Annotated in this window: 21 protein-coding genes and 2 pseudogenes; 17 read left to right on the top strand and 6 right to left on the bottom strand. The window is 54.1% G+C overall.

Annotated features, from left to right (window positions below):
* Positions 1-25 precede the first annotated feature (25 nt).
* The 10 genes from livH to ugpQ all read left to right on the top strand — a co-directional run bounded on the left by livH (position 26) and on the right by ugpQ (position 9,324).
* The gene (gene livH / locus OGV75_RS22585) at positions 26-952 is read left to right on the top strand and encodes a high-affinity branched-chain amino acid ABC transporter permease LivH (protein WP_003023435.1); all 927 of its coding nucleotides are present in this window, start codon (positions 26-28) and stop codon (positions 950-952) included.
* On the top strand, positions 949-2,226 hold the full coding sequence (gene livM, locus OGV75_RS22580; RefSeq protein WP_016157662.1) for a branched chain amino acid ABC transporter permease LivM: 1,278 nt from the start codon (positions 949-951) through the stop codon (positions 2,224-2,226). Before livH ends, livM begins: the two co-directional genes overlap by 4 nt.
* Entirely contained in the window at positions 2,223-2,990 is a 768-nt protein-coding gene (gene livG, locus OGV75_RS22575; RefSeq protein WP_003023438.1) for a high-affinity branched-chain amino acid ABC transporter ATP-binding protein LivG, read from the top strand. Before livM ends, livG begins: the two co-directional genes overlap by 4 nt.
* A 17-nt stretch (positions 2,991-3,007) precedes the next feature.
* Entirely contained in the window at positions 3,008-3,721 is a 714-nt protein-coding gene (gene livF / locus OGV75_RS22570; RefSeq protein WP_085951092.1) for a high-affinity branched-chain amino acid ABC transporter ATP-binding protein LivF, read from the top strand.
* A gap of 101 nt (positions 3,722-3,822) precedes the next feature.
* On the top strand, positions 3,823-4,104 hold the full coding sequence (locus OGV75_RS22565) for a hypothetical protein (RefSeq protein WP_016157661.1): 282 nt from the start codon (positions 3,823-3,825) through the stop codon (positions 4,102-4,104).
* A 248-nt stretch (positions 4,105-4,352) separates the two neighbouring features.
* A complete protein-coding gene (gene ugpB, locus OGV75_RS22560; protein WP_016154831.1) occupies positions 4,353-5,669 on the top strand; it encodes a sn-glycerol-3-phosphate ABC transporter substrate-binding protein UgpB in 1,317 nt (438 codons plus the stop codon).
* Positions 5,670-5,781: 112 nt separating this feature from the next.
* Positions 5,782-6,669 (top strand): sn-glycerol-3-phosphate ABC transporter permease UgpA, encoded by an 888-nt coding sequence (gene ugpA, locus OGV75_RS22555; protein ID WP_213239358.1) that lies wholly within the window; start codon positions 5,782-5,784, stop codon positions 6,667-6,669.
* Positions 6,666-7,511 (top strand): sn-glycerol-3-phosphate ABC transporter permease UgpE, encoded by an 846-nt coding sequence (ugpE, locus tag OGV75_RS22550; protein WP_003023450.1) that lies wholly within the window; start codon positions 6,666-6,668, stop codon positions 7,509-7,511. The genes ugpA and ugpE overlap by 4 nt, the downstream gene beginning before the upstream one ends.
* A 2-nt stretch (positions 7,512-7,513) precedes the next feature.
* On the top strand, positions 7,514-8,584 hold the full coding sequence (locus OGV75_RS22545; protein ID WP_286481281.1) for a sn-glycerol-3-phosphate import ATP-binding protein UgpC: 1,071 nt from the start codon (positions 7,514-7,516) through the stop codon (positions 8,582-8,584).
* Entirely contained in the window at positions 8,581-9,324 is a 744-nt protein-coding gene (gene ugpQ / locus OGV75_RS22540) for a glycerophosphodiester phosphodiesterase (RefSeq protein ID WP_286481279.1), read from the top strand. Before OGV75_RS22545 ends, ugpQ begins: the two co-directional genes overlap by 4 nt.
* On the opposite strand, the gene OGV75_RS22535 is transcribed toward ugpQ, so the two are convergent.
* A complete protein-coding gene (locus OGV75_RS22535) occupies positions 9,321-9,761 on the bottom strand; it encodes a DUF2756 family protein (RefSeq protein ID WP_016154827.1) in 441 nt (146 codons plus the stop codon). The genes ugpQ and OGV75_RS22535 overlap by 4 nt on opposite strands.
* 118 nt (positions 9,762-9,879) lie before the next feature.
* Here OGV75_RS22535 and ggt point away from each other — a divergent pair, with 118 nt between their 5' ends.
* On the top strand, positions 9,880-11,625 hold the full coding sequence (ggt, locus tag OGV75_RS22530) for a gamma-glutamyltransferase (protein WP_286481277.1): 1,746 nt from the start codon (positions 9,880-9,882) through the stop codon (positions 11,623-11,625).
* Positions 11,626-11,707: 82 nt separating this feature from the next.
* Here the strand turns inward: ggt and OGV75_RS22525 are convergent.
* The 3 genes and pseudogenes from OGV75_RS22525 to yhhY form a co-directional block, all read right to left on the bottom strand.
* Positions 11,708-11,819: pseudogene (locus OGV75_RS22525) on the bottom strand (hypothetical protein); the annotation flags it as partial.
* A pseudogene (locus OGV75_RS23585) lies at positions 11,814-12,695 on the bottom strand (hypothetical protein); the annotation flags it as partial. The pseudogenes OGV75_RS22525 and OGV75_RS23585, both read right to left, overlap by 6 nt.
* A gap of 46 nt (positions 12,696-12,741) precedes the next feature.
* Entirely contained in the window at positions 12,742-13,230 is a 489-nt protein-coding gene (gene yhhY / locus OGV75_RS22520; protein ID WP_019078130.1) for an N-acetyltransferase, read from the bottom strand.
* A 456-nt stretch (positions 13,231-13,686) separates the two neighbouring features.
* Here yhhY and OGV75_RS22515 point away from each other — a divergent pair, with 456 nt between their 5' ends.
* The 5 genes from OGV75_RS22515 to gntU all read left to right on the top strand — a co-directional run bounded on the left by OGV75_RS22515 (position 13,687) and on the right by gntU (position 18,773).
* Complete coding sequence (locus OGV75_RS22515; RefSeq protein ID WP_181547177.1) at positions 13,687-14,724, top strand: oxidoreductase; 1,038 nt, start codon at positions 13,687-13,689, stop codon at positions 14,722-14,724.
* Positions 14,725-14,847: 123 nt separating this feature from the next.
* Positions 14,848-15,543 carry a quercetin 2,3-dioxygenase gene (gene yhhW, locus OGV75_RS22510; protein ID WP_016154822.1) on the top strand — a complete coding sequence of 232 codons (696 nt, stop codon included), beginning with the start codon at positions 14,848-14,850 and terminating at the stop codon, positions 15,541-15,543.
* Between the two features lie 222 nt (positions 15,544-15,765).
* A complete protein-coding gene (gene gntR, locus OGV75_RS22505) occupies positions 15,766-16,761 on the top strand; it encodes a gluconate operon transcriptional repressor GntR (RefSeq protein WP_016154821.1) in 996 nt (331 codons plus the stop codon).
* 141 nt (positions 16,762-16,902) lie between these two features.
* The gene (gene gntK, locus OGV75_RS22500) at positions 16,903-17,433 is read left to right on the top strand and encodes a gluconokinase (RefSeq protein ID WP_003023475.1); all 531 of its coding nucleotides are present in this window, start codon (positions 16,903-16,905) and stop codon (positions 17,431-17,433) included.
* Complete coding sequence (gene gntU / locus OGV75_RS22495) at positions 17,433-18,773, top strand: gluconate transporter (RefSeq protein ID WP_016154820.1); 1,341 nt, start codon at positions 17,433-17,435, stop codon at positions 18,771-18,773. Before gntK ends, gntU begins: the two co-directional genes overlap by 1 nt.
* Before the next feature lie 94 nt (positions 18,774-18,867).
* On the opposite strand, the gene OGV75_RS22490 is transcribed toward gntU, so the two are convergent.
* Both OGV75_RS22490 and yhgN read right to left on the bottom strand, forming a co-directional pair.
* Positions 18,868-19,314, bottom strand: coding sequence for a hypothetical protein (locus OGV75_RS22490; protein ID WP_016157653.1), 447 nt, complete (start codon positions 19,312-19,314; stop codon positions 18,868-18,870).
* A 488-nt stretch (positions 19,315-19,802) separates the two neighbouring features.
* Positions 19,803-20,396 (bottom strand): NAAT family transporter YhgN, encoded by a 594-nt coding sequence (gene yhgN, locus OGV75_RS22485; RefSeq protein ID WP_003023480.1) that lies wholly within the window; start codon positions 20,394-20,396, stop codon positions 19,803-19,805.
* 189 nt (positions 20,397-20,585) lie between these two features.
* On the opposite strand from yhgN, the gene asd reads away from it, so the two are divergent.
* On the top strand, positions 20,586-21,692 hold the full coding sequence (asd, locus tag OGV75_RS22480) for an aspartate-semialdehyde dehydrogenase (protein ID WP_016154818.1): 1,107 nt from the start codon (positions 20,586-20,588) through the stop codon (positions 21,690-21,692).
* Positions 21,693-21,831 lie beyond the last annotated feature (139 nt).

Raw genomic sequence — 21,831 nt, 5'->3', positions numbered from 1 at the left:
CGGGCGGGTTAAGAAAGGTTACCTTATGTCCGAGCAGTTCCTCTATTTCTTGCAGCAGATGTTTAACGGCGTCACGCTGGGAAGCACCTACGCGCTGATCGCTATCGGTTACACGATGGTGTACGGCATTATCGGCATGATCAACTTCGCCCATGGCGAGGTGTATATGATCGGCAGCTATGTCTCCTTTATGATCATCGCTGCGCTAATGATGATGGGTATTGATTCCAGCTGGCTACTGGTCGCGGCGGGCTTTGTCGGCGCGATTGTGATTGCCAGCGCCTACGGCTGGAGCATTGAACGCGTAGCGTATCGGCCCGTGCGCAGCTCTAAGCGCCTGATCGCGCTGATTTCCGCTATCGGGATGTCCATCTTCCTGCAAAACTACGTCAGCCTGACGGAAGGTTCGCGCGATGTGGCGCTGCCCAGCCTGTTTAACGGCCAGTGGACCGTCGGCAGTAGCGAAAACTTCTCTGCTTCCATCACCACCATGCAGTTGGTTATCTGGATTGTAACCTTCCTGGCGATGCTGGCGCTGACGCTGTTTATCCGTTACTCCCGTATGGGCCGTGCCTGCCGTGCCTGCGCGGAAGACCTGAAAATGGCCAGCCTGCTCGGCATAAATACCGATCGCGTGATTGCGCTGACCTTTGTGATTGGCGCGGCAATGGCGGCGGTAGCGGGCGTACTGCTCGGCCAGTTCTACGGCGTAATTAACCCCTATATCGGCTTTATGGCCGGGATGAAAGCCTTTACCGCGGCGGTACTGGGCGGCATCGGCAGCATTCCTGGGGCGATGATCGGCGGTCTGATTCTGGGTGTTGCGGAAGCGCTCTCCTCTGCTTATCTGAGTACCGAATACAAAGACGTGGTTTCATTCGCGCTGCTGATTCTGGTGCTGCTGGTGATGCCGACCGGTATTCTGGGTCGCCCGGAGGTAGAGAAAGTATGAAACCGATGCATTTTGCAATGGCGCTGCTCTCTGCCGCTATGTTCTTCATCCTGGCGGGCGTCTTTATGGGCGTCCAGTTGGAGCTTGACGGCACCAAACTGGTGGTGGATAGCGCCGCGGATATCCGCTGGCAGTGGGTGTTTATCGGCACTGGCGTGGTTTTTCTCTTCCAACTGTTGCGTCCAGCTTTCCAGAAGGGCCTGAAGAGTGTCTCCGGACCGAAGTTTATTCTGCCGGCGATTGATGGCTCCACCGTTAAACAGAAGCTGTTCCTGGTCGCGCTGCTGGTGATTGCCGTGGCGTGGCCGTTTATGGTGTCGCGCGGTACGGTTGATATTGCCACGCTGACGATGATTTATATCATCCTCGGCCTCGGCTTAAACGTGGTGGTGGGGCTTTCCGGTCTGCTGGTGCTGGGCTACGGCGGCTTCTATGCCATCGGTGCTTACACCTTCGCGCTGCTGAACCACTATTACGGACTCGGCTTCTGGACCTGTCTGCCGCTGGCGGGGCTGGTTTCCGCTGCTGCGGGCTTTATGCTCGGCTTCCCGGTACTGCGCCTGCGCGGTGACTATCTGGCGATTGTGACTTTAGGCTTCGGCGAAATCGTCCGTATCCTGCTGCTCAACAACACCGAAGTGACCGGTGGTCCGAACGGTATCAGCCAGATCCCGAAACCGACCTTTTTCGGTCTGGAGTTCAGCCGTACTGCCCGTGAAGGTGGCTGGGATACCTTCAGCAACTTCTTTAACGTGAAGTACGATCCCTCTGACCGCGTTATTTTCCTCTATCTGGTGGCGCTGCTGCTGGTGGTCTTCTCGCTGTTTGTCATCAACCGTCTGCTGCGTATGCCGCTGGGTCGTGCGTGGGAAGCGCTGCGCGAAGATGAAATAGCCTGTCGCTCGTTGGGCTTAAACCCTACGCGCATCAAGCTGACCGCTTTTACCATCAGCGCCGCGTTTGCCGGTTTTGCCGGTACGTTGTTTGCCGCGCGTCAGGGTTTTGTCAGCCCGGAATCCTTCACCTTTGCCGAGTCGGCCTTTGTGCTGGCGATTGTGGTACTGGGCGGAATGGGTTCACAGTTTGCAGTGATCCTCGCGGCCATCCTGCTGGTGGTGTCACGCGAGCTGATGCGTGATTTCAATGAATACAGCATGTTAATGCTGGGTGGTTTAATGGTACTGATGATGATCTGGCGTCCGCAGGGCTTGTTGCCGATGACCCGTCCGCAGTTGAAGCTGAAAAACGGGGAAGCAAAAGGAGAGCAGGCATGAGTCAGCCATTATTATCCGTCAACGGCCTGATGATGCGCTTCGGCGGTCTGCTGGCGGTAAACAACGTTGAACTGGAGCTGAGACCACAGGAGATCGTCTCGTTAATCGGGCCTAACGGCGCGGGAAAAACCACGGTCTTTAACTGCCTGACCGGTTTTTATAAGCCGACGGGTGGGACGATTAAGCTGCGCGACCAGCATCTGGAAGGGCTGCCGGGTCAACAAATTGCGCGGATGGGCGTGGTGCGTACTTTCCAGCACGTGCGTCTGTTTCGCGAAATGACGGTGATTGAAAACCTGCTGGTGGCGCAACATCAGCAGCTGAAAACCGGCGTCTTCTCCGGCCTGTTGAAAACCCCGTCGTTCCGTCGCGCGCAGAGTGAAGCGTTGGATCGCGCCGCCACCTGGCTGGAGCGTATTGGTTTGCTGGAGCACGCCAACCGTCAGGCCAGTAACCTGGCCTACGGCGACCAGCGCCGTCTGGAGATTGCACGTTGCATGGTGACCCAGCCGGAAATCCTGATGCTCGACGAACCCGCCGCAGGCCTCAACCCGAAAGAGACCAAAGAGCTGGACGAGCTGATTGCTGAACTGCGTAACCATCACAACACCACTATTTTGTTGATTGAGCACGACATGAAGCTGGTGATGGGTATTTCCGACCGTATTTACGTGGTGAATCAGGGCACGCCGCTGGCGAACGGGACGCCGGAACAGATTCGTAACAACCCGGACGTGATCCGCGCCTATTTAGGTGAAGCATAATGGTGGTGACGCATAATATGGAAAAAGTCATGTTGTCCTTTGACAAAGTCAGCGCCCACTACGGCAAGATACAGGCGCTGCACGACGTCAGCTTGTATATCAATCAGGGTGAAATCGTGACGCTTATCGGTGCCAACGGCGCGGGAAAAACCACGCTGCTTGGTACGCTGTGCGGCGATCCGCGAGCGACAAGTGGGCGAATTGTTTTTGATGGTAAAGACATTACCGACTGGCAGACGGCGAAAATCATGCGCGAAGCGGTAGCGATTGTTCCGGAAGGGCGTCGCGTGTTTTCCCGCATGACGGTGGAAGAGAACCTGGCGATGGGCGGCTTCTTTGCCGAAAAGGACCAGTTTCAGGAACGCATCAAGTGGGTGTATGACCTGTTTCCCCGCCTGCATGAACGTCGAATTCAGCGTGCGGGCACGATGTCCGGCGGTGAACAGCAGATGCTGGCGATAGGCCGTGCGCTGATGAGTCAGCCGCGGCTGCTGCTGCTTGATGAACCGTCGCTGGGTCTGGCGCCGATTATCATCCAGCAGATCTTCAACACCATCGAACAACTGCGCGAGCAGGGGATGACAATCTTCCTCGTCGAACAGAACGCTAACCAGGCGCTGAAGCTCGCCGATCGCGGCTACGTGCTGGAAAATGGTCATGTGGTGCTGGAAGACACCGGTGATGCGTTACTGGCTAACGAAGCAGTGCGCAGCGCGTATCTGGGCGGTTAACATTCTCTGAATGGACAAGGGGGCCTGATATGGCCCCTTTTTATTGCTCTATGTTATTATTGAGAATAGTTATCAATAATAAAAGTGAACATGGAGAAAGGATGATACGTTCCGGTATCTGCATGATGATTGGCGGTTTGTTTTGGACGCTTTCATCAAATACCCTGGCCTTAACACCGCCAGCGTTCGACCCGCGCGACCCTTCAATCTGGGAAGAGAAACCGGACAACTCGTTAGCGCAGTCCAGCTCGCCCTGTGAAGTGTTCACCTCCTCTGTCTGCCCGGGCTGGGAAGATGAGAAATCGGATATTCAGCGCGAACGTGAGCGGCGGGAACAGCAGCGTTTACAGAATGAATATGAACGACGCTGGCGTAAAGATTAATGTTCTTTGCTGGCTGCAACAGATAACGTCATCCTGGCCGGGTAAGACATAGCGTTACCCGGCTTTGTTGTGCACCACCCCGCATTTTCCTGTCACTACGCTTTCACCGCCTTGCCATCTGTTTGTCGCCTTACTATCTTTTTTTTGTAATAAAAAAGTTATTTTTCTGTCATTCGAGCATGTCATGTTACCCCCGCGAGCATAAAACGCGTGATATCGCGCATCCGGCACAACAAGAGAGATAACCGATGATATCGTTACGACATACAGCTTTAGGACTGGCACTTAGCCTGGCGTTTGCAGGTCAGGCTCTGGCCGTCACCACTATCCCGTTCTGGCATTCAATGGAAGGTGAACTGGGTAAAGAAGTTGATTCACTGGCGCAACGTTTTAATGCCGCCAATCCCGACTACAAAATTGTTCCGCAGTACAAAGGCAACTACGAGCAGAGCCTGAGCGCAGGTATTGCGGCTTTCCGTACCGGAAACGCACCTGCGCTACTGCAGGTTTATGAAGTGGGCACGGCAACGATGATGGCCTCGAAAGCCATTAAACCGGTCTATGAAGTATTCAAAGAGGCTGGTATTAACTTCGATGAGTCTCAGTTCGTGCCGACGGTTTCCGGTTATTACACCGACTCTAAAAGCGGACACTTACTCTCCCAGCCGTTTAACAGCTCCACGCCGGTGCTGTACTACAACAAAGATGCCTTCAAAAAAGCCGGTTTAGACCCTGAGCAGCCGCCAAAAACCTGGCAGGATCTGGCGGAATACACCGCGAAGCTGAAAGCAGCAGGCATGAAGTGCGGCTACGCCAGCGGCTGGCAGGGATGGATTCAGATTGAAAACTTCAGCGCCTGGAATGGTCTGCCGGTGGCTACCAAAAACAACGGTTTTGACGGTACTGACGCGGTGCTGGAATTCAATAAACCGGAACAGGTGAAACATATCGCCCTGCTGGAAGAGTTGAACAAAAAAGGGGATTTCAGCTACTTCGGGCGTAAAGACGAGTCTACCGAGAAGTTCTATAACGGGGATTGTGCCATTACCACCGCCTCTTCCGGTTCTCTGGCTGACATCCGCCACTACGCCAAATTCAACTATGGCGTCGGCATGATGCCGTACGATGCCGATGTGAAGGGCGCGCCGCAGAACGCGATTATCGGGGGAGCCAGCCTGTGGGTGATGCAGGGTAAAGACAAAGCAACCTACGAAGGCGTGGCGCAGTTCCTCAACTTCCTGGCGAAGCCTGAAATTGCTGCCGAATGGCACCAGAAGACCGGCTACCTGCCCATTACCACCGCCGCGTACGACTTGACCCGCGAGCAGGGCTTCTATGATAAGAACCCTGGGGCTGATATCGCCACCCGCCAGATGCTGAACAAGCCACCGTTGCCGTTCACCAAAGGGCTGCGTCTGGGCAACATGCCGCAGATCCGCACCATCGTAGATGAAGAACTGGAAAGCGTCTGGACCGGGAAGAAAACCCCGCAGCAGGCGCTGGATGCTGCCGTTGAGCGTGGCAATCAGTTACTGCGCCGCTTTGAGCAATCGACTAAATCGTAATGTGAAATGCCGGGTGGCGGCTGCGACTTACCCGGCCTACAAATGCGTGTAGTTTGTAGGCCGGATACGGTGTGTGCACCGCAATCTGGCACCTTCCAGGAAAAGAACCTACATGTCTTCATCCCGTCCGGTGTTCCGCTCGCGCTGGCTTCCCTATTTGCTGGTGGCCCCGCAGTTGGTTATCACCGTTATTTTCTTTATCTGGCCCGCCGGTGAAGCGCTGTGGTACTCACTACAATCCGTTGATCCGTTTGGTCTTTCTAGCCAGTTTGTCGGACTGGAAAACTTTATCGCGCTGTTTCATGACCCGTACTACCTTGATTCATTCTGGACCACCATTAAGTTCAGTACGTTAGTCACGGTAAGCGGTTTGCTGGCGTCGTTATTTTTTGCGGCGCTGGTGAATTACGTGGTGCGCGGCAGCCGTTTTTACCAGACGCTGATGCTGTTGCCTTATGCCGTCGCGCCCGCCGTCGCCGCCGTATTGTGGATCTTCCTGTTTAACCCAGGACGCGGGCTGATTACCCATTTTCTCGGTGAGTTTGGCTATGACTGGAACCATGCGCAAAACAGCGGTCAGGCGATGTTTCTGGTGGTGTTTGCGTCGGTCTGGAAGCAGATTAGTTACAACTTCCTGTTCTTCTTTGCCGCACTACAGTCTATTCCGCGGTCGCTGATTGAAGCCGCCGCGATTGATGGTGCGGGACCGGTTCGCCGCTTCTTTAAGCTGGCGCTGCCGCTGATTGCACCGGTCAGCTTCTTTCTGCTGGTGGTGAATCTGGTTTATGCCTTCTTTGATACCTTCCCGGTGATCGATGCCGCCACGGCGGGTGGGCCGGTACAGGCGACCACTACGTTGATTTATAAGATCTATCGCGAAGGCTTTGTCGGGCTGGATCTCTCCGCCTCGGCCGCCCAATCGGTAGTGCTGATGTTCCTGGTCATTATTTTGACGGTGGTGCAGTTCCGCTATGTGGAAAGTAAGGTACGTTACCAATGATTGAGAATCGTCGTGGGCTGACAATATTCAGCCATGCCATGTTGATTATGGGGATCATGGTGATCCTGTTTCCGCTGTACGTCGCGTTTGTCGCGGCGACGCTGGATAACAAAGCAGTCTTTGAAACGCCGATGACGCTGGTTCCCGGCACACAGCTGCTGGAAAACATGAAATACATCTGGGTCAACGGCGTGGGCGTTAACAGCGCGCCGTTCTGGCTGATGATGCTCAACAGTTTCATCATGGCGTTCAGTATTACAGTAGGGAAAATCACCGTCTCTATGCTCTCCGCATTCGCCATCGTCTGGTTCCGCTTTCCACTGCGTAACCTGTTCTTCTGGATGATTTTTATCACGCTGATGCTGCCGGTCGAGGTGCGTATTTTCCCGACGGTGGAAGTGATCGCCAACCTGAAAATGCTCGACAGCTATGCGGGTCTGACGCTGCCGTTAATGGCATCGGCGACTGCGACGTTCCTGTTCCGGCAGTTTTTTATGACCCTGCCGGATGAACTGGTTGAGGCGGCGCGTATTGACGGCGCGTCACCGATGCGTTTTTTCCGCGATATTGTACTACCGCTGTCAAAAACCAATCTGGCGGCGCTGTTTGTGATCACCTTTATCTACGGCTGGAACCAGTATTTGTGGCCGTTGTTAATTATTACCGATGTCAATTTGGGCACTGCGGTGGCAGGTATCAAAGGCATGATTGCTACTGGTGAAGGCACCACGCAGTGGAATCAGGTAATGGCAGCCATGCTGCTGACGCTCATCCCTCCGGTAATCATCGTGTTAGCCATGCAGCGTGCCTTCGTACGTGGCCTGGTCGATAGTGAGAAATAAAAATGGCTGGTTTAAAACTACAGGCAGTAACCAAAAGCTGGGACGGCAAAACCCAGGTGATTAAACCGCTGACGCTGGATGTCGCGGACGGAGAATTTATCGTGATGGTTGGCCCATCCGGCTGCGGTAAGTCAACGCTGCTACGGATGGTAGCCGGGCTTGAACGGGTGAGCGGCGGCGATATCTGGATTGATAATAAACGCGTCACCGAAATGGAGCCTAAGGATCGCGGCATTGCGATGGTCTTTCAGAATTACGCGCTCTACCCACATATGAGCGTGGAAGAAAATATGGCCTGGGGGCTGAAAATCCGTGGGATGGGCAAGGAGCATATTGCCGAACGGGTGAAAGAGGCGGCGCGTATTCTCGAGCTGGGTGAACTGCTCAAGCGTCGTCCGTGCGAGCTTTCTGGCGGTCAGCGCCAGCGTGTGGCGATGGGGCGGGCGATTGTCCGTGACCCAGCGGTATTCCTGTTTGATGAGCCTCTGTCTAACCTCGATGCCAAGCTGCGCGTACAGATGCGTCTGGAGTTACAACATCTGCATCGCCGACTGAAAACCACCTCACTGTATGTGACGCACGATCAGGTTGAAGCGATGACCCTCGCCCAGCGGGTGATGGTGATGAACAAAGGCATTGCCGAGCAGATCGGCACGCCGGTTGAAGTATATGAAAAGCCTGCCAGCCGCTTTGTGGCGAGTTTTATCGGCAGCCCGGCGATGAATCTGCTGGACGGGCGCATCAGCGCCTCGGGCACCCATTTTGAGCTGGATGACGGCATGACGTTGCCCCTCGGCAGAAGCGCGAGGGAGTCTGGTGGGCGCAACATGACGTTGGGTATCCGCCCGGAGCATATTGCGCTAAGCTCGCAGGCCGAAGGCGGCGTGCCGTTGGTCGTCGACACGCTGGAAATGCTGGGAGCGGATAATCTGGCACACGGACGTTGGGGTGAGCAAAAGCTGGTGGTGCGACTGGCGCATCAGCATCGCCCGACGGCAGGCAGCACGCTGTGGCTGCATCTGCCGGAAAATCATCTGCATCTTTTTGATGGCGAAACAGGACAACGCGTATGAGTAACTGGCCTTACCCCCATATCGTCGCCCATCGCGGCGGCGGTAAGCTGGCACCGGAAAACACCCTGGCGGCGATCGACATGGGGGCGCGATACGGGCATACCATGATTGAGTTTGACGCTAAATTGTCGAAAGACGGTGAGATCTTCTTGCTGCATGACGACAACCTGGAACGCACCAGCAATGGTTGGGGTGTGGCAGGCGAGCTGAACTGGCAGGATTTATTGCGCGTGGACGCCGGTGGCTGGTTTAGCGGTGAGTTTAAAGGCGAACCGCTACCGCTGCTCTCGCAAGTGGCCGAGCGCTGCCGTCAGCACGGTATGATGGCGAATATTGAAATTAAACCTACCACCGGCACCGGAACGTTAACCGGCAAAGCCGTAGCGCTGGCCGCTCGGGAACTGTGGGCGGGAATGACACCACCGCTGTTGTCATCCTTTGAAATTGACGCGCTTGCAGCGGCGCAGCAGGCGGCGCCTGAACTGCCGAGAGGCTTACTGCTTGATGAGTGGCGCGGGGACTGGCGTGAGCTGACAACGCGGCTGGGCTGCGTCTCTATTCATCTTAATCACAAGCTGCTGGATGAAGCGCGCGTGGATGCGCTGCGCGACGCAGGGCTGCGTATTCTGGTGTATACCGTCAACCGACCCCAGCGCGCGGCGGAACTGCTACGCTGGGGAGTGGACTGCATCTGTACCGATGCCATTGATATGATTGGTCCGGATTTCCAGCCCTGTTAAGGCCCAATTGTTTTTAACGGAACGTTAGGCTGCGGCGTGCTGGAGGGCTTCAGCATGTCGCCGTTCTTTTTCTCCGACAGCATATGTTGCTTATTCAGCGAGCTGTCCGGGTTACGGGGTCCACTTAACATCCCACCGTTGCTGTTGGGCAGCATTTGCTGCTGGCTGGAATTAAACTCACCAGGCTGAGACTGAAGGACGCGCTGGGAGTTGGAATTGATTTGGTTTTCCATATGCTGTTGTTGCATACGCGTCTGCGTTTGCAACTGCTGATTGAGCATCCCTTTCTGCTGAATCTGCTGCGATTGCATTTGGGTTTGCATACGCTGCTGGCTCGGGATCTGATAACCGGGTTGATTCGGGTTATTCATGGTGTTGATGGGCTGTGCAAAGCCTGCAAACGGCAACAGCATGGCTAAAAGTAAGAGTCGTTTCATCGCTTTTCTCCTCTCGGGGATCTCTTAAGTTTACTCCTTTCTCGCCGTTACGATGATTATTTCAGAGTTATGCACCAGGCTTAGTGGGGGCTGACCCCCATACATCTGGAGAATAACGATGATAAAACCGACGTTTTTACGCCGGGTAGCCATTGCTGCTCTGCTCTCAGGAAGTTGTTTTAGCGTTGCTGCCGCTCCGGCTGCACCGCCGCCGGTATCATACGGTGTTGAGGAGGATGTGTTCCATCCCGTGCGTGCGCAGCAGGGGATGGTGGCCTCCGTGGATGCGCTTGCCACTCAGGTGGGGGTGGATATTCTTAAACAGGGTGGGAATGCTGTCGATGCCGCCGTGGCCGTTGGCTACGCGCTGGCGGTGACGCATCCCCAGGCGGGCAATCTGGGCGGTGGCGGTTTTATGCTGCTGCGTACCAAAGACGGTAACACCACGGCGATTGATTTTCGCGAAATGGCCCCTGCTGGCGCGACCCGCGACATGTTCCTTGATGAGCAGGGCAACGCCGATGCGAAAAAGTCGCTGACGTCGCATCTGGCATCCGGTACGCCGGGTACCGTCGCGGGTTTCTCGCTGGCGCTGGAGAAATACGGCACGATGCCGCTGAACAAAGTGGTACGTCCGGCGATGAAGCTAGCGGAAGAGGGCTTTGTGGTTAATGACGCACTGGCCGACGATCTGAAAACCTATGGCAGTGAAGTGCTCCCTAATCACGAGAACAGCAAAGCCATTTTCTGGAAAGACGGCGAGCCACTGAAAAAAGGCGATAAGCTGGTACAAAAGAACCTGGCGAAAAGTCTGGAAATGATTGCCGAAAGCGGCCCGGATGCGTTTTATAAAGGGGCCATTGCCGATCAGATCGCCGGGGAAATGCAGCAGAACGGCGGGTTGATGACCAAAGAGGACTTAGCCAGCTATAAAGCCGTGGAGCGTACGCCGATTAGCGGTGACTATCGCGGGTATCAGGTCTTCTCCATGCCGCCGCCGTCCTCTGGCGGTATTCATATCGTGCAGATCCTCAATATTCTTGAAAACTTTGATATGAAGAAATACGGATTTGGCAGCGCCGACGCCATGCAGGTCATGGCTGAAGCGGAGAAGTATGCCTACGCTGACCGCTCGGAGTATCTGGGCGATCCCGATTTTGTGAAAGTGCCGTGGCAGGCATTGACCAACAAAGCCTATGCTAAAACGCTTGCCGATCAGATTGATATCAACAAGGCTAAGCCTTCCAGCCAGATTAAACCTGGCAAGCTCGCCCCGTATGAAAGCAATCAGACCACTCACTTCTCGGTGGTGGATAAAGACGGCAATGCCGTGGCGGTGACCTATACCCTGAATACCACCTTCGGGACCGGTATTGTGGCGGGTAACACTGGCATTCTGCTCAATAATGAAATGGACGACTTCTCTGCCAAGCCGGGCGTACCGAACGTATACGGTCTGGTAGGCGGCGATGCCAACGCGGTCGGACCGAAGAAGCGTCCGCTGTCATCTATGTCGCCGACTATCGTGGTAAAAGATGGGAAAACCTGGCTGGTTACCGGCAGCCCAGGCGGGAGTCGAATTATCACTACTGTGCTGCAAATGGTGGTCAACAGCATTGATTTTGGGATGAACGTCGCCGAAGCGACCAACGCACCACGCTTCCATCATCAGTGGTTGCCGGATGAGCTTCGTATTGAGAAGGGCTTCAGCCCGGATACAATCAAACTGCTGGAGCAAAAAGGACAGAAAGTGGCGCTGAAAGAAGCGATGGGCAGCATGCAGAGCATTATGGTTGGACCGGATGGCGCACTGTATGGCGCGTCCGACCCGCGTTCCGTGGATGATTTAACGGCGGGTTACTGAGGATAATGGCCCTCTTCGCTGGAAGAGGGCCGGTTTGGAAGGCCCAATGGCAGTTATTATAATTCATTGTCTCCAGGTAACCTTAGCTTCGTGTTGTTTTGCTCTCTTCGTAGTCTTGTAAATATTTCTCCAGCGGCCAGGCAGTGCCTAAACCAAAGATTTCACCGCTATCTTTTATCGATGATGAATGGCGCATATCGCTGCAGCGATTCAGACCAGCGGAATATTTGGCTGCTTTTATCCTGCAGGTTTACGCGCTCTAAATCATAAAACTCGTGCGTTTTTGCCGAACGCATTTTGAGGATATATTTACTTTCGCTGATGTCGTGCTGTCTTGTACCGTCTTTATTCCACTCTCCGGCGATGTCCGTATATTGATAAACAAGGTCGGAATACACGTTGATTATCCTGTTGTCTTTGATCGCATAGAGCTCCAGCACTTCATAAAATGCGCCGCCGCCGGAATACGCCTCAGAGTATCCACCGCGCACCCCAAACGCCAGCGTATCGGGTGCGATCCGGTACGGTGCCAGATCCAGTTTTGTATAATAGGCCAACGGTCTGACGGACTCATCATCGCTCTCTTTTTCGGCGGTTTTATTCCACTCAGAGAGTTGGTTTAATGGTTTTTCCGAGCGTGCAATCGGCGTTAGCTGTTGGTTCTGCCAGGAAAAAACGCCGAGATATAATTTATTGGCGTGCCCGTTGCTGTAGTTTTCCGGACAGTTGTTATCCGCGTATTTCTTTGCCTGCCCGGCGTCGGCCGGATTGTCGGCGAAACAGGCGACACCGATATATTTGCCGTCTTTGCCCCAGGCTTTGGCACCCGTGAGGATCAGGTTGTCAGGATCTTCATTCGGCGCAACCCAGGCAATCCACGCGTTCTCAGATAATCCCTGTGGAAGCTCGCCAAATCCTTTGGCAGGGGTTGCTCCCGCCATTTGCTCAGCAAAAATCTGTTTACCTTCCGGGTGTTGAATAGCGCTGGGCACGGAATCGAGATTTTGTACGGTAGTGGCGAAAGCAGGGGAGAGTGCTGCCAGCAACACCAGGGGAAGGTACTTTTTCACTCTTGCGTCCTTTCAATAAGAAGGGCGATAAGACTCGCCCTTAATTTTATTTCACGCGCGCCATAAAGTAGGCATCAACGTATTCACCGTTGCGCAGGCCGTATTTCTTACCTGTGCCTTCGATTTCAAAGCCGTATTTCTTATACACCGCCACGGCCGGCTCATTATCAACAAATACCGTTAGCTCAATACGTTCGACGCGCAGCCAGTTGTCGCACATGTCGATCATCGTGCGAATCAACGCGCTGGCAACGCCGCGATTGTGCCACCGTGCATCCACGCAGATACCAAAATCGGCCACGTGGCTGCGCCGCGGGCGTTGCGCGACTTCAATACAGAGATGCCCCACGACGATATCGTCAATGCAGGCAACCAGTTGTTTGACCCCGGCTTGCTCGGTTAGCCTCGCTTGCCACATCTCGAGGGAAGGATGAGGAACCTGTAGCGTGTTGTGGTACACCTCCGGCTGGGCGTGGATCTGACGAATTGCGTCGTAATCTTTCGGTTCAGCGTGGCGTATCACTATCTCACTCATTCCTTATCTCCAGCAGGGTTAATTGTGTATTTACACTCGCTGAGAAAGAAAATTCCGTCAACTGCATTTTTTTGCAAAAAGAAGTAGACAAGTGCGAATGAGAATGATTATTATTGCTCTGCGTTCAGGGGAACCCCTACGGAGAACCTGAAAGCACGACATTGCTCACATTGCTTCCAGTATTACTTTAGCCAGCTTTTGCTGGCTTTTTTTTTGAGGTTTTGTGTCTGCCTGGCTTACTTGCCATTTCGTCCCCGGGAAGTGCTCGTGCTCCTCACGTACATTTAGTACGCTCCGGGCCCTGCGCGCTTGCCGTGAACAAACTGCCTGCGACGCCGACGGCCGATCCTGTCGCCCTGTGGTGCAGTTCAAGCGCCATCCGGCAAAGAATCCAACATTCAGTCTCCAGCCGCTTTGCGCTATGGTGTAGACAATCACCTTCGAAAGGATCGTCTCATGACCTTACACTGCGCATTTATTGGTTTTGGTAAAAGCACCACTCGCTACCATTTGCCGTACGTCCTCAACCGCAAAAATAGCTGGCATGTCGCGCACATTTTTCGCCGCCACGCCAAGCCGGAAGAGCAGGCGCCACAATATTCACATATTCACTTCACCAGTGACCTTGACGAGATCTTAAACGATCCGCAGGTGAAGCTGGTGATCGTCTGTACCCATGCTGACAGCCATTTTGAATACGCCAAACGCGCGCTGGAAGCGGGTAAAAACGTGTTGGTTGAGAAACCCTTCACGCCGACGCTTGCGCAAGCAAAAGCACTGTTCGAACTGGCGCAAAGCAAAGGGCTGACCGTTACGCCATATCAGAACCGTCGTTTTGATTCCTGCTTCCTCACCGCTAAAAAAGCGATTGAGAGCGGCAAGCTCGGCGAAATTGTTGAGGTTGAAAGCCATTTCGATTACTACCGCCCCGAGGCGGAAACCAAGCCGGGACTGCCGCAGGACGGCGCATTCTATGGTCTGGGCGTACACACCATGGATCAGATTATCTCGCTGTTCGGTCGTCCCGATTGCGTGGCCTATGACATCCGCAGCCTGCGCAACAAAGCGAACCCGGACGATACCTTTGAAGCACAGCTGTTCTACGGCTCTCTGAAAGCCATTGTTAAAACCAGTCACTTGGTGAAAATCGACTATCCGAAGTTTATCGTTCACGGTACCAAAGGCTCGTTTGTGAAGTACGGCATCGACCAGCAGGAAACCAGCCTGAAGGCCAATATCATGCCAGGTGAGCAAGGTTTCGCTGCTGACGATTCCATTGGGATGCTGGAGTACGTTAACGATGACGGCCTGACGGTAAAAGAAGAGGTGCAGCCGGAAGTGGGGGATTATGGTCGCGTCTATGATGCGCTTTACCAGACGCTGACAGCCGGTACGCCTAATTACGTCAAGGAATCTGAAGTTCTTACCAACCTGGAACTCCTCGAACGCGCCTTTGAACAGGCTTCTCCGGCGACGATAACTCTCGCCAAATAGCTTGCGCAGACTCCTCTGGGCTTGTTCATTTTTTTTGAACAGAGGAGTCAATTTTCACCCTCTATGATCCTCGGCGGATTGAGTCCACACTTACTCCATCGAAAACATCTGGGGGTGAACACAATGATCTACTTACGCAAAGCTAATGACCGTGGCCACGCTAATCATGGCTGGCTCGATTCCTGGCATACTTTCTCTTTTGCCAACTACTATGATCCAAATTTTATGGGGTTCTCGGCACTGCGCGTGATTAACGATGACGTGATCGACGCAGGTCAGGGCTTTGGTACTCATCCCCATAAAGACATGGAAATCCTGACTTACGTGCTGGAAGGCGCGGTGGAACATCAGGACAGCATGGGGAACAAAGAGCAGGTTCCGGCCGGTGAGTTCCAGATAATGAGCGCCGGGACGGGGATCCGTCACTCGGAGTACAACCCGAGCAATACTGAGAAGCTGCATCTGTATCAGATTTGGATCATGCCGCAGGAAAACGGTATTACCCCACGCTATGAGCAGCGCCGTTTTGATGCCGCTCAGGGTAAACAACTGGTGCTGTCGCCGGATGCCCGTGATGGCTCGCTGAAAGTGTACCAGGATATGGAACTGTACCGTTGGGCACTGATCAAAGATGAGCAGTCGGTGCATCAGATTGCCGCTGAACGCCGCGTCTGGATCCAGGTAGTAAAAGGTAACGTGACAATTAACGGGACCAAAGCGACCACCAGCGATGGTCTGGCAATCTGGGATGAACAGGCCATTTCTATTCATGCCGACAGCGACAGCGAAGTGTTGTTGTTTGATCTGCCGCCAGTATAAAAATACACGGCATCCTTCAAGCTGCATCTGTGTTGGCTTTCCTCGCTCACCCGGTCGCGTACTTAATGTACGCTCCCGGGGATTTACTGCGTCGCCGCCTTGATGCAACTCGAATGATTTTGTGTATTTCTCACAATAAAAAACTCCTTTTTTTCTCTGCGAAGGTTCACGCACGTCCGTGGTAAACTGGGGGAATCTATCCCTTTTTAACGCTTCAGGACGATGAAAAAGAAAAGACCCGTACTTCAGGATGTAGCCGACCGCGTGGGCGTGACCAAAATGACGGTCAGCCGCTTTTTGCGTAACCCGGAGCAGGTCTCCGTGGCGCTGCGGGGCAAAATTGCCGCTGCACTTGATGAGCTGGGTTATATTCCCAATCGCGCTCCTGATATCCTTTCTAACGCCACCAGCCGCGCTATCGGCGTGCTGTTACCGTCTCTTACTAACCAGGTTTTTGCTGAAGTGCTACGCGGCATTGAGGCTGTCACTGACGCTCATGGTTATCAAACCATGCTGGCGCACTACGGCTATAAGCCTGAGATGGAACAAGAGCGTCTGGAATCGATGCTGTCGTGGAATATTGATGGCCTGATCCTCACCGAACGTAGCCATACGCCCCGTACGCTGAAAATGATTGAGGTTGCCGGTATCCCGGTGGTTGAGCTGATGGACAGCCAGTCCCCATGTCTTGATATTGCCGTGGGCTTCGACAACTTCGAAGCCGCGCGTCAGATGACAGCCGCTATCATCGCCCGCGGACACCGTCATGTTGCCTATCTTGGCGCACGCCTTGATGAACGTACTATCATCAAACAGAGAGGCTACGAGCAGGCAATGCGCGATGCCGACCTGGTGCCGTACAGCGTGATGGTGGAGCAGTCTTCTTCCTACTCCTCCGGTATTGAACTTATCCGTCAGGCGCGGCGTGAATACCCGCAGCTCGATGGTGTCTTTTGTACCAACGATGACCTGGCGGTAGGGGCGGCCTTCGAATGCCAGCGTTTAGGGCTGAGAATCCCTGATGACATGGCGATTGCCGGATTCCACGGTCACGACATCGGGCAGGTGATGGAGCCGCGTCTGGCGAGCGTGCTCACGCCGCGTGAACGCATGGGCAGCATTGGCGCAGAACGTCTGCTGGCGCGCATCCGCGGTGAAGCCGTCACACCTAAAATGTTAGATTTAGGTTTCACCTTGTCACCGGGCGGATCTATTTAAGCCAACAAGTTTGAAGTAGCTCACACTTATACACTTCGAGCACGAATGGATATTGCTTCTCTATTTATCCGGCTGGACAATGTTACCGATAACAGTTACCCGTAACAATTTCCTGATTCTTGTACCAGTGGGGGCAACGCTTTGAGCACGACTAATCATGATCACCACGTTTACGTTCTGATGGGCGTATCGGGCAGCGGTAAATCTGCTGTCGCCAGCGAAGTGGCGCATCAACTGCAGGCCGCGTTTCTTGATGGCGATTTTCTCCATCCGCGCAGCAACATCATGAAAATGGCTTCTGGTGAGCCACTCAACGATGACGACCGCAAACCGTGGTTACAGGCGTTGAATGACGCCGCCTTTGCGATGCAGCGTACCAACAAGGTTTCGCTGATCGTCTGTTCCGCCCTGAAAAAAGTCTACCGCGACCAGCTACGCGACGGTAACCCGAACCTCTCTTTCATCTATCTGAAAGGGGATTTTGACGTTATCGAAAGCCGCCTGAAAGCGCGTAAAGGCCACTTCTTCAAAACGCAGATGCTGGTGACCCAGTTTGAAGCGCTGGAAGAACCGGGTGCGAATGAAAACGATGTACTGGTGGTCGATATCGATCAACCACTGGACGGTGTGGTCGCCAGCACCATTGAGGTTATTAACCAGGGCAGTAAGTAGTGAGTACATTAACGCTTGTTTTAACAGCAGTAGGGTCTGTTTTATTACTGCTGTTTTTAGTGATGAAGGCGCGTATGCACGCCTTCGTTGCTTTGATGGTGGTATCCATTGGTGCAGGTCTCTTTTCCGGTATGCCGCTCGATAAAATCGCGGCGACCATGGAAAAAGGGATGGGAGGCACGCTCGGTTTCCTGGCGATTGTTGTGGCGCTGGGGGCGATGTTCGGCAAGATTTTGCATGAGACCGGCGCTGTCGATCAGATTGCCGTCAAAATGCTGAAATCCTTCGGTCACAGCCGCGCACATTATGCGATTGGCCTGGCCGGTCTGATTTGTGCGCTGCCGCTATTCTTTGAGGTGGCGATTGTGCTGCTGATTAGCGTGGCATTCTCAATGGCGCGCCATACGGGGACAAACCTGGTTAAGCTTGTGATCCCGCTGTTTGCGGGCGTAGCGGCGGCTGCGGCATTCCTGCTGCCTGGGCCTGCGCCGATGCTGCTGGCCTCTCAGATGCACGCCGACTTTGGCTGGATGATCCTGATTGGCCTGTGTGCCGCGATTCCGGGCATGATTATCGCTGGGCCGCTGTGGGGGAATTTCATCAGCCGTTACGTCGAGCTGCACGTACCGGAAGATATTTCCGAGCCGCATTTGGGCGAAGGCAAAATGCCATCCTTTGGCTTCAGCTTATCGCTTATCCTGCTGCCGCTGGTTCTGGTGGGGCTGAAAACTATCGCCGCACGCTTTGTTCCGGTCGGTTCTACAACCTATGAATGGTTCGAGTTTATCGGTCACCCGTTTACCGCGATTCTGGTTGCCTGTCTGGTGGCGATTTACGGTCTGGCGGTACGCCAGGGCATGCCAAAAGACCGCGTGATGGAGATCTGTGGTCATGCGCTGCAGCCAGCGGGGATTATTCTGCTGGTGATTGGTGCGGGCGGTGTGTTCAAACAGGTTCTGGTTGATTCTGGCGTCGGTCCGGCGCTGGGCGAAGCGTTAACCGGTATGGGCCTGCCGATTGCCATCACCTGCTTCGTGCTGGCGGCGGCGGTGCGTATCATTCAGGGTTCCGCGACCGTGGCCTGCTTAACGGCGGTCGGTCTGGTGATGCCGGTGATTGAGCAACTGAACTACTCCGGTGCCCAGATGGCGGCACTGTCTATCTGTATCGCGGGCGGCTCTATCGTGGTCAGCCACGTTAACGACGCCGGTTTCTGGTTGTTCGGTAAATTTACCGGTGCGACCGAAGCGCAAACGCTGAAGACCTGGACGATGATGGAAACCATCCTCGGCACGGTCGGTGCGATTGTCGGTATGATTGCCTTTCAGCTGTTGAGCTGATGGCATTGCCCGGTGGCGCTTGCGCTTACCGGGCCTGGAAATGAGCACACATCCACATCGTAGGCCGGGTAAGCGCAAGCGCTATCCGGCTTTTTTATAGCACGACCAGCCCTTCTTCTGTTTTCAGCCAGCGCGGCGCTTTTAGCGTATCGGCGAAATAGCCCACCAGATCCTGCAGTAAGTCACCCGCCACTCGTTCCATCTCGTCAGACAGCGTTTTACTCATCAGCAGGTGTGTTAATAACTGACAGTAGCGCCCCATCTGGTCTGGTTCCGGCTCGAAAAGGGGAAAACGGGTCGGGAATGTTTCTACCGTCAGGCTCGCTTGCAGATGCTGCGGTACAGGCTCCGTTAAGGTCGGTTGCAATAACGCGAGACAGGCCGACAGACGTGCACAAATCGCCAGTTTTTCAACCGGGTCATGGCATTCAACCAGCCCTTCGACAAAACGCTCGCAGTTATCCGCCAGTTCGGTGAAATCCGTGGCATGGCTAAAGGGCAGGGTAAATAAAGAGTGTGAAAAGAGAGGGGTAGTCGCCATAGGGCAGCCTCCAGTATGTTTTATTTAAACCACCACCGGAGAGGCTAATCTCGCGGGTGGCGGAATCAAGCGGAGTTAGCCTTACCGGTCATACTGGATACCGGCGCGTCTTGCGACGCCCCCGCTCGACCCGCCATTGAGACGAAATCGGTCGCACGACATAGAAGTATATGTCGCCAGTATGATTTTCAGAAGGCTAATTCTGGCACCTGATTTTGCAGGTGCAGCGAGAAGATAATGTTTATCCGCGATGCTGACAAGAGGGCATTCCGGAAGGCACCTCGCAGAAATGAAAATACGTTTTTTCAGCGAGTTAAAAGCGTAAGGAATACCTGAAATTACAGCGGTGCCGGAGAGCCTGGATTGTTAAGGGGGCTGCGTAGCCCCCTTAACACGTTCACTGGTGACGAGATCTCAGAGAAGCAATGAGCATGACGTGAACGGAACTGTTCTCCGGGTAACATGCTATCTGAGCCAAAAAGGAGAGATTACCCCTTCATCCACATCCTTACGCCGTCGAGGAACATCTGGGTAGCCATCATCACCAGAATCAGCCCCATCAGGCGCTCCAGTGCGTTCACCCCTTTCTCGCCCAGCAGGCGTAAAAACAGCGAAGACTGCAGCAAAATCACAAAAGTACCACCCCAGGCGATCAGCAGCGCAATCACCAGATGCCCCATCTGGTTCGGATACTGATGTGATAACAGCATTAATGAAGCCAGGATTGTTGGACCCGCTACCAGCGGGATCGCCAGTGGCACGATAAACGGCTCTTCGCCTGCCGGAAGCCCGGTGCTATTCCCGGTGGCGCTGGGGAAAATCATCTTGATGGCGATCAGGAACAAAATGATGCCCCCGGAGATCGAAACGGTTTCCGCGCGCAGGTTAAGAAATGCCAGTATTTTCTCGCCAGCAAACAGGAATATCAGCATCACCAACAGCGCAATGAACAGCTCGCGAATCATAATCGCGCGGCGGCGTTTTGGTTCGGTATGTTTCAATACGGACATGAAAATGGGCAGATTTCCGAGCGGGTCCATAATAAGGATCAATAAAACTGCCGCTGAAATGATTTCATTCATAACTCAAATTCCCTGATAATTACTGCGGACTTTCTGCTTGCTTGCGCAGCGGGATAAGTCGCATTACTGATGGCTTCGCTATCATTGATTAATTTCACTTGCGACTTTGGCTGCTTTTTGTATGGTGAAGGATAGGCCAGTAGGATACTGGTTAGCATACACAGCACACATCTCTGCAGGAAAAACGCTATGAAAAATGTTGGTTTTATCGGCTGGCGCGGTATGGTCGGCTCTGTTCTCATGCAACGCATGGTTGAGGAGCGTGACTTCGACGCCATTCGCCCTGTTTTCTTTTCTACTTCCCAGCTCGGGCAGGCGGCACCGACATTCGGTGGAACCACGACCGGCACGCTTCAGGACGCTTTTGATCTGGATGCGCTGAAGGCGCTCGATATCATCGTGACCTGTCAGGGCGGCGATTATACCAACGAAATCTATCCAAAGCTTCGTGAAAGCGGTTGGCAGGGTTACTGGATTGACGCGGCCTCTTCGCTGCGTATGAAAGACGATGCCATCATCATTCTCGATCCGGTTAACCAGGATGTCATCACTGACGGCCTGAACAAAGGTATTAAGACCTTTGTCGGCGGTAACTGTACCGTTAGCCTGATGCTGATGTCCCTCGGTGGCCTGTTTGCCAATGACCTGGTTGACTGGGTTTCCGTGGCGACCTATCAGGCGGCCTCCGGCGGCGGCGCGCGCCATATGCGCGAACTGTTGTCCCAGATGGGGCATCTGTATGGCCATGTGGCCGATGAACTGGCAACCCCTTCCTCTGCTATTCTCGATATCGAACGTAAAGTGACGACCCTGTCCCGCAGTGGTGAACTGCCGGTTGATAACTTTGGCGTACCGCTGGCCGGTAGCCTGATTCCGTGGATCGACAAACAACTTGATAACGGTCAGAGCCGCGAAGAGTGGAAGGGACAGGCTGAAACCAACAAAATTCTTAACACCTCTTCCGTGATCCCGGTTGATGGTCTGTGCGTGCGCGTAGGTGCGCTGCGCTGCCACAGCCAGGCGTTCACCATTAAACTGAAAAAAGATGTGTCTATTCCGACCGTGGAAGAACTGCTGGCAGCGCACAATCCGTGGGCCAAAGTCGTGCCAAACGATCGGGATATCACCATGCGTGAGTTAACCCCGGCGGCCGTTACCGGCACGCTGACCACGCCAGTAGGCCGTCTGCGTAAGCTGAATATGGGACCGGAGTTCCTGTCAGCCTTTACCGTGGGCGACCAGTTGCTGTGGGGTGCTGCAGAGCCATTGCGCCGTATGCTGCGTCAGTTGGCGTAATGTGGGACTGCCTGATGACGCCACGTTTATCAGGCCTACAAACGACGCGAACCACCTGGCCGGATCAGTCAATACGGCTCTCCGGCAGAGTGATTGCGTGTTTTAACAATGGGTGCTGAGTCACCCATTTTTTTGCGTA

Origin of the sequence: Citrobacter sp. Cb028 (assembly GCF_030336705.1) — a bacterium.
GTDB lineage: Bacteria > Pseudomonadota > Gammaproteobacteria > Enterobacterales > Enterobacteriaceae > Citrobacter > Citrobacter braakii.
Note: the sequence above shows the minus strand (reverse complement) of the source record. Positions and strands in the feature narration are given on the sequence as shown.

What these genes read in the sequence shown, in the direction of transcription:
- livH (WP_003023435.1), top strand. Translation starts at nt 26, where the DNA reads ATGTCCGAGCAGTTCCTCTATTTCTTGCAGCAGATGTTTAACGGCGTC.
- livM (WP_016157662.1), top strand. Translation starts at nt 949, where the DNA reads ATGAAACCGATGCATTTTGCAATGGCGCTGCTCTCTGCCGCTATGTTC.
- livG (WP_003023438.1), top strand. Translation starts at nt 2,223, where the DNA reads ATGAGTCAGCCATTATTATCCGTCAACGGCCTGATGATGCGCTTCGGC.
- livF (WP_085951092.1), top strand. Translation starts at nt 3,008, where the DNA reads ATGGAAAAAGTCATGTTGTCCTTTGACAAAGTCAGCGCCCACTACGGC.
- OGV75_RS22565 (WP_016157661.1), top strand. Translation starts at nt 3,823, where the DNA reads ATGATACGTTCCGGTATCTGCATGATGATTGGCGGTTTGTTTTGGACG.
- ugpB (WP_016154831.1), top strand. Translation starts at nt 4,353, where the DNA reads ATGATATCGTTACGACATACAGCTTTAGGACTGGCACTTAGCCTGGCG.
- ugpA (WP_213239358.1), top strand. Translation starts at nt 5,782, where the DNA reads ATGTCTTCATCCCGTCCGGTGTTCCGCTCGCGCTGGCTTCCCTATTTG.
- ugpE (WP_003023450.1), top strand. Translation starts at nt 6,666, where the DNA reads ATGATTGAGAATCGTCGTGGGCTGACAATATTCAGCCATGCCATGTTG.
- OGV75_RS22545 (WP_286481281.1), top strand. Translation starts at nt 7,514, where the DNA reads ATGGCTGGTTTAAAACTACAGGCAGTAACCAAAAGCTGGGACGGCAAA.
- ugpQ (WP_286481279.1), top strand. Translation starts at nt 8,581, where the DNA reads ATGAGTAACTGGCCTTACCCCCATATCGTCGCCCATCGCGGCGGCGGT.
- OGV75_RS22535 (WP_016154827.1), bottom strand. Translation starts at nt 9,761, where the DNA reads ATGAAACGACTCTTACTTTTAGCCATGCTGTTGCCGTTTGCAGGCTTT.
- ggt (WP_286481277.1), top strand. Translation starts at nt 9,880, where the DNA reads ATGATAAAACCGACGTTTTTACGCCGGGTAGCCATTGCTGCTCTGCTC.
- yhhY (WP_019078130.1), bottom strand. Translation starts at nt 13,230, where the DNA reads ATGAGTGAGATAGTGATACGCCACGCTGAACCGAAAGATTACGACGCA.
- OGV75_RS22515 (WP_181547177.1), top strand. Translation starts at nt 13,687, where the DNA reads ATGACCTTACACTGCGCATTTATTGGTTTTGGTAAAAGCACCACTCGC.
- yhhW (WP_016154822.1), top strand. Translation starts at nt 14,848, where the DNA reads ATGATCTACTTACGCAAAGCTAATGACCGTGGCCACGCTAATCATGGC.
- gntR (WP_016154821.1), top strand. Translation starts at nt 15,766, where the DNA reads ATGAAAAAGAAAAGACCCGTACTTCAGGATGTAGCCGACCGCGTGGGC.
- OGV75_RS22490 (WP_016157653.1), bottom strand. Translation starts at nt 19,314, where the DNA reads ATGGCGACTACCCCTCTCTTTTCACACTCTTTATTTACCCTGCCCTTT.
- yhgN (WP_003023480.1), bottom strand. Translation starts at nt 20,396, where the DNA reads ATGAATGAAATCATTTCAGCGGCAGTTTTATTGATCCTTATTATGGAC.
- asd (WP_016154818.1), top strand. Translation starts at nt 20,586, where the DNA reads ATGAAAAATGTTGGTTTTATCGGCTGGCGCGGTATGGTCGGCTCTGTT.